Here is a 7,992-nt window from a genome sequence, read left to right as displayed (position 1 = left end):
GCGTGAGGAACCGCCTGTTCGACGAGACGATGACCGACCTTCGCTTCGACATCGACGGCGAGGAACTGACGCTGGAGCCGGCGCTGAACCGTTTGCAGGACGCCGACGGCGAGGTGCGCCGCCGGGCGTCCGAGGCGCTGGCCACGACCTTCCGCAAAAATTTGCGCACCTTCACGCTGATCACCAACACGCTGGCCAAGGACAAGGAGATATCCGACCGCTGGCGCGGCTTCGAGGACATCGCCGATTCACGCCATCTCGCCAACCGCGTCGAGCGCAGCGTGGTGGACGCCCTGGCTTCCGCCGTTCGCGATGCCTATCCGCGCCTGTCGCACCGCTATTACGCGATGAAGGCACGCTGGCTCGGCATGGAGGTGATGAACCACTGGGACCGCAACGCGCCGTTGCCGGATACGCCCCAGGCGATCATCGGCTGGGAGGAGGCCAGGAACACCGTGCTGTCCGCCTATCAGCGCTTTTCGCCCGACATGGCCGAGATCGCGCGAACCTTCTTCGACCGCAACTGGATCGACGCGCCGGCCCGGCCCGGCAAGTCGCCTGGCGCCTTCGCGCATCCGACCGTGCCGTCGGCGCATCCCTATGTCCTGCTCAACTACATGGGCAAGCCGCGCGATGTGATGACGCTGGCGCACGAGCTTGGCCATGGGGTGCATCAGGTGCTGGCCGGCGGCCAGGGCGCACTGATGGCCTCGACGCCGCTGACGCTGGCCGAGACGGCATCGGTCTTCGGCGAGATGCTGACCTTCCGCTCGCTGCTCGACCAGACCACCGACCGGCGCGAGCGCAAGGCCATGCTCGCCCAGAAGGTCGAGGACATGATCAACACGGTCGTGCGCCAGATTGCCTTCTATGAATTCGAGCGCAAGGTGCATGCCGAACGCAAGAACGGCGAACTGACCTCCGACAGGCTCGGTCAGTTCTGGCTCGAAGTGCAGGCCGAAAGTCTGGGTCCCGCTATCAAGCTGCGCGAAGGCTACGAGGTGTTCTGGACCTACATCCCGCACTTCATCCATTCACCCTTCTATGTCTATGCCTATGCTTTCGGCGACTGCCTGGTGAACTCGCTCTACGCGGTCTACCAGAACGCCGAGCGCGGCTTTCAGGACAAGTATTTCGAAATGCTGCGCGCCGGCGGCACCAAACATCATTCCGAGCTTCTGGCGCCCTTCGGGCTCGACGCCACCGATCCCGCCTTCTGGCAGATCGGACTTGGCGTCATCAGCGGCCTGATCGACGAGCTGGAAGCGCTCGACGCTTGAAACGCGTCCCTCAGGCATCGCTCTAACAGTTTAGCCGGAATGCATGTTGGGACAGATCTACTATCACCCTAAATATCTGTTCTTGAAGTACTCTCCACCGAAGTTTTCCGATAGCTTTCCACAAGCTCTATGATAGCCTTCGCTCCAAGCTCAGCCGGAGCGCATGCGGATCGGCGAGGAGAAATCTCAGCCGGCCGTGTCGCTCAGGCGAACGCGACAACGGCCGTTGGCCATGGGCAAGCAAAGCCGATCGCCGCAGCTCGAACCGAAGCCGGCTGTTCTGCTTACCGCGGAACCACCAAGAGTAGTCCTTCGCCGAAGGTCATGACCCACGGCAGACGGATCTGACTGGAGAGAGACAATGGGCACTTTTTTCTACGTGGTCCTGGCGTTCCTGATAGGCGTGTTGGTCGGCTGGTTCCTTTGGGGGCGCCTGCGCGGTGAACTCGACAGCTTGCGCGGCGACCTCGACCGTACACGCAGCGAACGCGACAGGCTGCGCACCGACGGCGACCGCCTGACCGGCGAACTCGATGCATGCGGCAAGACCCGCGCCGACCTCGAGCGCCGGCTGCGTGAAGCGTCGGCCGCACCTGCCGCCGGAAGCAGCGCGGCAAAGCCGGCAAGCCAGGCGCCGGCGGCCCTGATGTCGACCCCCGCGACAGCCAAATCCGCCGCCACAAAGCCAACGCCGGCCAAACCGGCCGCTGCGAAAGCGGTCCCTGGCAAGGCGGTCCCTGCCAAGCCGGCAGCGAAACCCGCCGCCACCAAAACCTCGGCTCCAGCCAAATCCGCAACGAGCAAACCTGCAACAGCCAAATCCGCAACGAGCAAACCTGCAACAACCAAGTCTGCAACAGCCAAGCCAGCAGCCGGCCCAGCATCCGGAAAGCCCGACAATCTGCGCCGGCTGATCGGTATCGGTCCGGTCAACGAGAAGCTGCTCAAGGCGCAAGGCGTCACCAGCTTCGCCCAGATCGCGTCCTGGACCGCCGCCGATGTCAAACGGATCGAGGACGTCATGAATTTCGACGGCCGCATCGCGCGCGAACGCTGGATCGAGCAAGCCAAGCTGCTCGCCGCCGGCAACGAGAAGGAATTCGCCAAGCAGTTTCCAACAGCCGGAACCCTCAGCAACAGCTGATCGCCGGCAAGAACCGAGACTACAAACGGCGGCGCCATATCGGCGCCGCCGTTTGCTCTTGGGCCCTGGGTTGGCCCTGAGGTCGGCTTTGAGAGGCAGCGTGCCGTTCCCTCGATTGCGCGCGAGCGGCACCCCATATAGAGCGGTTGATGGCTTCATAGACCGCAGCACGAGTCCCATGTCCCTGCCCGCCGCAATTTTTCGCAATGACAAAAGCGCGCGCCAGCTCGTTTTCGACCGGCCGGCCGATATCATCGTGGCGCACGAAGCAGGGGATTTCGAACCGGCTCTGGAAGCAGCACAAGCCGCGCATGATGCAGGCAAATGGCTTGCCGGCTATTTCTCGTATGAGGCGGGCTACCTGCTCGAACCCAAGCTCGTTCCCCTGCTGCCGAATGAACGCCGGGCCCCACTCGTGTGCCTTGGGGTTTTCGATGCCCCGGTCGAAGAGGCGGTGCCGCCGCGCGACACCACGGCGACCAACGGCCCGATCTTCGACGCCCGTGCGACGTGGTCGCCGGAGGATTATGAAAAACGCTTTTCGCGGCTGCACCAGCACATCCGGCAAGGTGATTGCTACCAGGGCAATCTGACCTTTCCCGTGCATGCGCAATGGTCAGGCGAGCCGCTGGCCGCCTTCGATGCATTGACGGAACGTCAGCCGGTGAAATATGGCGCGCTGATCGCGCTCGGTGAACCCATCGTGCTGTCGCGCTCGCCTGAACTGTTCTTCGAGATCGACGCCGAGGGCATGATCGAGACGCATCCGATGAAGGGCACGGCGCCGCGCGGCGCCACCAAGGCCGAAGACGAGCGGCAGAAGATCTTCCTGCGCAATGACGAGAAGAACCAGGCCGAAAACCGGATGATCGTCGATCTCCTGCGCAACGATATCTCGCTGATCAGCGAGGTGGGCACGCTGGACGTGCCGGCGCTGTTCCGCATCGAGACCTACCCGACCGTGCATCAGATGGTAAGCGACGTCAGGGCCAAACTGCTGCCGGGTCTCTCTATCCGCCAGATCTTCGCGGCGCTGTTTCCTTGCGGTTCGATCACCGGCGCGCCTAAGATCCGTGCCATGGAGATCCTGCGCGACCTGGAAGGCACGCCCCGCGATGCCTATTGCGGCGCCATAGGCTGGATCGCGCCCGGCGGCCCGATGCGCTTTTCCGTGGCGATCCGCACCATCTCGCTCTTTTCGGGCGGCGAGGCCGTCTACAATGTCGGAGGCGGCGTCGTCTTCGATTCGACGGCGCAGGAGGAGTATCAGGAGTGTCTGCTGAAAGCGCGCTTCGCGACGGGAACACCGCCGACTTTCAGTTGATCGAGACCATGCGCTGGGAACCCGGCCCGGGCTTCCTGCGCTTCGATCGCCATCTTGCGCGCCTCTATGGCTCGGCGGCGGAGCTCGGCTTCCGCTGTGCTCCAGGCAAGGTCGGCGAGGCACTGAGCAGCGCGGTCGGCGGTTCCGGCGTTGCCATGCGCACGCGGCTCGTCCTGTCGCACGATGGTGAGGTGGCGGCCTCGGCGCAGCCTTATGAACCGCTCGCCGCCGACAAGGTCTGGATGCTGCGGCTGGCGCGGACGAGGCTCGATTCGCACGACACGCTGCTGCGCCACAAGACCAGCCGGCGGCAGCTCTACACGCGTGCCCGCGCCGAACACCTCATCACCCAGGCCGACGAGGTGCTTATGGCCAACGAGCGCGGCGAGATCTGTGAAGGCACGATCACCAATGTCTTTGCCGATCTCGGCGACGGCGTGCTGGCCACGCCCCGGCTCGACTGCGGCCTGCTGCCTGGTGTATTGCGCGCGCAGCTTCTGGATGAAGGCCGCGCCCGCGAAGCGATCTACAGCTTGGACGATCTGAAATCCGCCAAGTCCCTGTTCGTCGGCAATTCGCTGCGCGGACTGATCCCCGCAAGACTGACCTGAAACAGGACGACTGTGCCCACTCACACGCCCCCAGAGCATACGCTCCCCACCCACACGCCCTATGACGGCTCGTCGAAACTGTTCAGTATCGGGCTGAAGCCGCTCGATCCGGCGGACTGGATCGAGATCGACGGCCATCTGCTGCCGTATCTCGCCGAAAAGCACCGGCTCTATGCCGAAATCCCAGAGCGCGTTTTCGTCGAGGAGGACGGCACGCGCGATGCCCAGCAGGAAGTGCTCGACTTGCTCGCTGCGCATCTCCTGGAGAGGTTCCCCGAAACCCATCGGCTCGGCGGATCAGGCGTCGAGGTGGCGGGCGCGGCGGGCCGTCTGCCTGCTTCCCTCGCCGAGGCGCCGCTGGCTAAAGCCTCACAGCTCGTCCAGGAAGACCTGATCCTGATGCGCCGCGGTGACAGCGGCTGGCGGCTAGTCGCCGGCTCGCTCTGCTTTCCCTCGTCCTGGTCGCTCCTGGAAAAATTCGGCAAGCCGCTGCAGGACATCCACGCGCCGGTGCCGGGTTTCGGCCCGGGCACGCGTCCGGCGGAACTCATCAACCGGATGTTCGATGGCCTCCAGGGGCAGGCGGTCGAGCGCTACAACTGGTCGATCCAGTCCGACAACGCGCTCTATCATCCGCTCTCCGACCTGCAGCGCATCGACCGCGCCACCAACCGGCCGTCGCGCTTTCCCGATGGCGATATCGACGCTCATGCGTTCATCCGCGTCGAGCGGCAGACCCTGCGCAAACTGCCTGTTTCACGCGATATCCTGTTCACCATCCGCATCCATCTCGACCCGCTCGCCGTGCTGGCCAGGCACCCGGATCGGGCGAAGCTCGCGGCGTCTTTCGCCGCCCAGCTCGAAGCGCTCGATCTCGCCCAACTCGACTATAAGGGCCTGACATCAGACCGCGATCGGCTGGTCGACCGGCTCGGGGTGCTGGCGCTGTCCTAAATCGCGGCCAAGCCCAGCAGCAGGATCGCGGACATCGCGGTAAAGACGGTGACGTTGACATCCCACCGCCAACCCGCCGGTCCGAACGGCGGTCGGAATGGCAGGTAGCCGTTCTCGTCGTAGAGCACGCCGCCATAGATCGGTCGTGAGAGCATGGCCACGAAGAACGCTCCATACATGGCGACGCCCAATCCCCCGGCGAGATAGAGCCGCTCGGCTTGGAGTGGGCCTCCAATCCAGATAAGCCCCAGCGCAATCAGCGCGACTCCGGTGTAGCTCAGCACCTGCCAAACGACGTGAAACCGGGCGTGCGGAGTCCACAGCGGATTGGTGGCGTGGGTGGCGTTGAGGTCGGCTTTGATCGTCACCACACCGTAGCCCACGGTCGCGACGCTCAGCAGAATTCGGGCAAGCAGATGACTGTCGTAAGCGAGTTCCATCGCACTTTCCTCCTTCAATAGGGAAATCGATGACGGCAATTCAGCAGATCGTAATCCGAAGTACTTCAACTAGGAAACAGCAGTATGCCGGTCGATGCCGCACTTTGCCGGCCCCGACGCGGGAGCGTCACGCAGGCGAAACGGCTTGAATGGCGCCTTGGGCACAGAAGAGCTGCCCGTCGGCCAGCCGCGCATAGTTGTGGACGATCCCTTTCTCATGATCCTGCAACTGCACGATGAAGTTGCCGCTCTGCTCCGTCCAGCTCATGAGCACGAGGTTCGGGCGTACGCTGGTCATGTCGATCTTGACCACCTCGTCAATTTTGGTGGCTCCGATCGACGCCTGCACATGTAATTCCTCCGGCGAGAAAAACGTCAGCCGGGGTACGAACGGGCCGAAAACGCAGTCGAAAGTCTTACCGACAAGCGAGGCGGGAAAAACATTGGTTTCTGCCATAACACCCTCCCTGGGCGTGGCCGTTGGGACCAAGCCATTTGACGATCTTCGATGTTTCAGTCGCGAAAATGCCAGATACGCCTACTTGGAGCGCTCCAAGTGATACGATCCGCCCTTTCCACTTTCGAGTCAACAAAATTCTTGGAGCGCTCCAAAAAATGGTCTAACTGAAGGGAAACGGGGTGAATCGCAATGCCAACGCTAGCCGACGTGGGCAAGGCTGCCGGTGTCTCCCGGGGCACTGTTTCCAACGTCTTCAACCGGCCGGAACTGGTCAGGCCTGAGTTGCGCCAACGTGTCGAAGCGGCCGCGCGAGCGCTCGGGTTTGGCGGCCCCGATCCAAAGGGACGATTGCTGCGGGATGGCAAGTTCAATGCCATCGGGTTCATGCCGCCTGGCGCCTACGCCATCGCCGACGTGCTCAGAAGTCCCTATCTCCGCGAGTTGGTGCTGGGCGTTTCGCTCGCCTGCGACGAGGCCGGAACGACGCTCAGCCTTGTAAACGGCACCGATAATACCCGCATCGCCAATATCCGCGAGGCCCTGGTCGACGGCTTCATCCTTGGTCACAGCGCGGATATCGGCCTCATAACATCGGCACAACGGCGACGCCTGCCCTTCGTCATTCTCGAAAGCGACGCAGGTCCCGACATCAATTCGATAAAGATCGACGGCAGGAGGGGCGCGGTCGCTGCCGTCCGGCATCTGACCGGGCTGGGACACCGACATTTTGCCATCCTGTCCATACGGAGAACTTCAGGCCCTCCCATTGTGCACATGCCCGGACAGGCAAAGCGCCCGCTTCTTGCCGGCTTCTCACTCGATGACGAAAGGCTTGACGGTTTCAAACAGGGCTTGGCGGAGGCGAACTTGTCGATCGACGATGTCCCGATTATCGAGACGACGCCCGGCGATCCATCTGCTGGAGCGGTGGTGTTCGACAATGTGCCTGAAGCAACCGCGATCCTGACCATGTCGGATTGGCAGGCGATCACAATACTCGACGAGGCGGTTTGTCGCGGCATAGAGGTGCCGGGCCACGTGTCGGTCATTGGCTTCGATGGCACTGCTGAATCCGCGCGCACCACACCTCCGCTGACGACTGTCGCGCAAGACGTGATCGGAAAAGGCAGGCTCGCCGCCCGCATGGTTCTTGACAACCAACCGCCCCGCCAAGTCGTTCTGCCCGTGGAGTTGGTGGTTCGGGCGTCCACAGCTGCGCCGAGGGCAAAAATCCGTTGAACGGACGGGGCACGTCGCTTGCGCTTGGCAAATGAGCTAACTTTGGTTCGGGTAGAGCCATTCATCCACGGTTTCAGCCTTAACCACGTAGCCAACGCAGCTAGCCGCTGGTTGGCGCTTTTCGCTGGTTTGTGACAATGATCTGTGATGTAGCGCATGGCCGCCGGGCAAAAATCCCCGGCTTGCGCATGTTTTCCCAGTTTCCTGGGTTTTGAAGGAGTGCTCGATAAAATGGCGAATGAAAACTGGCCCGTTTACGGTGAGATCAGCGGCCCTGTCGTGATGATCGGCTTCGGCTCGATCGGCCGGGGAACGCTGCCGCTGATTGAACGCCATTTCCAGTTCGACAAGTCGCGCATGACGGTCATCGACCCGCGCGACACCGACCGCAAGCTGCTCGACGAGCGCGGCATCGCCTTCGTCCAGGAAGCGGTGACCGAGAAGAACTACAAGAAGCTCTTGACCCCGCTTCTGACCAATGGCGGCGGCCAGGGCTTTTGCATCAACCTGTCGGTCGATACCGGCTCGGTGGATCTGATG

9 protein-coding genes are annotated in these 7,992 nt (G+C 62.7%); 7 read left to right on the top strand and 2 right to left on the bottom strand.

Annotated elements, in window-relative coordinates:
- The 5 genes from EN939_RS12760 to EN939_RS12740 all read left to right on the top strand — a co-directional run.
- A partial coding sequence (locus EN939_RS12760; protein WP_127268302.1) for a M3 family oligoendopeptidase occupies nucleotides 1-1,280 on the top strand: 1,280 nt, incomplete at its 5' end.
- Nucleotides 1,281-1,641: 361 nt separating this feature from the next.
- The gene (locus tag EN939_RS12755) at nucleotides 1,642-2,424 is read left to right on the top strand and encodes a proton-conducting membrane transporter (RefSeq protein WP_127268301.1); all 783 of its coding nucleotides are present in this window, start codon (nucleotides 1,642-1,644) and stop codon (nucleotides 2,422-2,424) included.
- 178 nt (nucleotides 2,425-2,602) lie between these two features.
- The gene (locus tag EN939_RS12750) at nucleotides 2,603-3,748 is read left to right on the top strand and encodes an aminodeoxychorismate synthase component I (protein WP_127268300.1); all 1,146 of its coding nucleotides are present in this window, start codon (nucleotides 2,603-2,605) and stop codon (nucleotides 3,746-3,748) included.
- Nucleotides 3,697-4,359 carry an aminotransferase class IV family protein gene (locus tag EN939_RS12745; protein WP_127268299.1) on the top strand — a complete coding sequence of 221 codons (663 nt, stop codon included), beginning with the start codon at nucleotides 3,697-3,699 and terminating at the stop codon, nucleotides 4,357-4,359. The genes EN939_RS12750 and EN939_RS12745 overlap by 52 nt, the downstream gene beginning before the upstream one ends.
- 12 nt (nucleotides 4,360-4,371) lie before the next feature.
- Entirely contained in the window at nucleotides 4,372-5,313 is a 942-nt protein-coding gene (locus EN939_RS12740; RefSeq protein WP_127268298.1) for a heme-dependent oxidative N-demethylase family protein, read from the top strand.
- Here EN939_RS12740 and EN939_RS12735 read toward each other — a convergent pair.
- Nucleotides 5,310-5,753 (bottom strand): hypothetical protein, encoded by a 444-nt coding sequence (locus tag EN939_RS12735; protein WP_127268297.1) that lies wholly within the window; start codon nucleotides 5,751-5,753, stop codon nucleotides 5,310-5,312. The genes EN939_RS12740 and EN939_RS12735 overlap by 4 nt on opposite strands.
- Nucleotides 5,754-5,880: 127 nt before the next feature.
- A complete protein-coding gene (locus tag EN939_RS12730; RefSeq protein WP_127268296.1) occupies nucleotides 5,881-6,210 on the bottom strand; it encodes a MoaF-related domain-containing protein in 330 nt (109 codons plus the stop codon).
- Between the two features lie 210 nt (nucleotides 6,211-6,420).
- Here EN939_RS12730 and EN939_RS12725 point away from each other — a divergent pair, with 210 nt between their 5' ends.
- The gene (locus EN939_RS12725; RefSeq protein WP_164749020.1) at nucleotides 6,421-7,452 is read left to right on the top strand and encodes a LacI family DNA-binding transcriptional regulator; all 1,032 of its coding nucleotides are present in this window, start codon (nucleotides 6,421-6,423) and stop codon (nucleotides 7,450-7,452) included.
- Between the two features lie 231 nt (nucleotides 7,453-7,683).
- The coding region (locus tag EN939_RS12720; protein WP_206528283.1) for a saccharopine dehydrogenase NADP-binding domain-containing protein at nucleotides 7,684-7,992 on the top strand (309 nt) is incomplete at its 3' end.

It is taken from the genome of Mesorhizobium sp. M7A.F.Ca.CA.002.05.1.1, assembly GCF_003998335.1.
Taxonomy (GTDB): domain Bacteria; phylum Pseudomonadota; class Alphaproteobacteria; order Rhizobiales; family Rhizobiaceae; genus Mesorhizobium.
This window is presented reverse-complemented; position numbering and strand designations above follow the sequence as displayed.

Coding starts and splice junctions, on each gene's coding strand:
- EN939_RS12755 (WP_127268301.1), top strand. CDS start 1,642: ATGGGCACTTTTTTCTACGTGGTCCTGGCGTTCCTGATAGGCGTGTTG.
- EN939_RS12750 (WP_127268300.1), top strand. CDS start 2,603: ATGTCCCTGCCCGCCGCAATTTTTCGCAATGACAAAAGCGCGCGCCAG.
- EN939_RS12735 (WP_127268297.1), bottom strand. CDS start 5,753: ATGGAACTCGCTTACGACAGTCATCTGCTTGCCCGAATTCTGCTGAGC.
- EN939_RS12730 (WP_127268296.1), bottom strand. CDS start 6,210: ATGGCAGAAACCAATGTTTTTCCCGCCTCGCTTGTCGGTAAGACTTTC.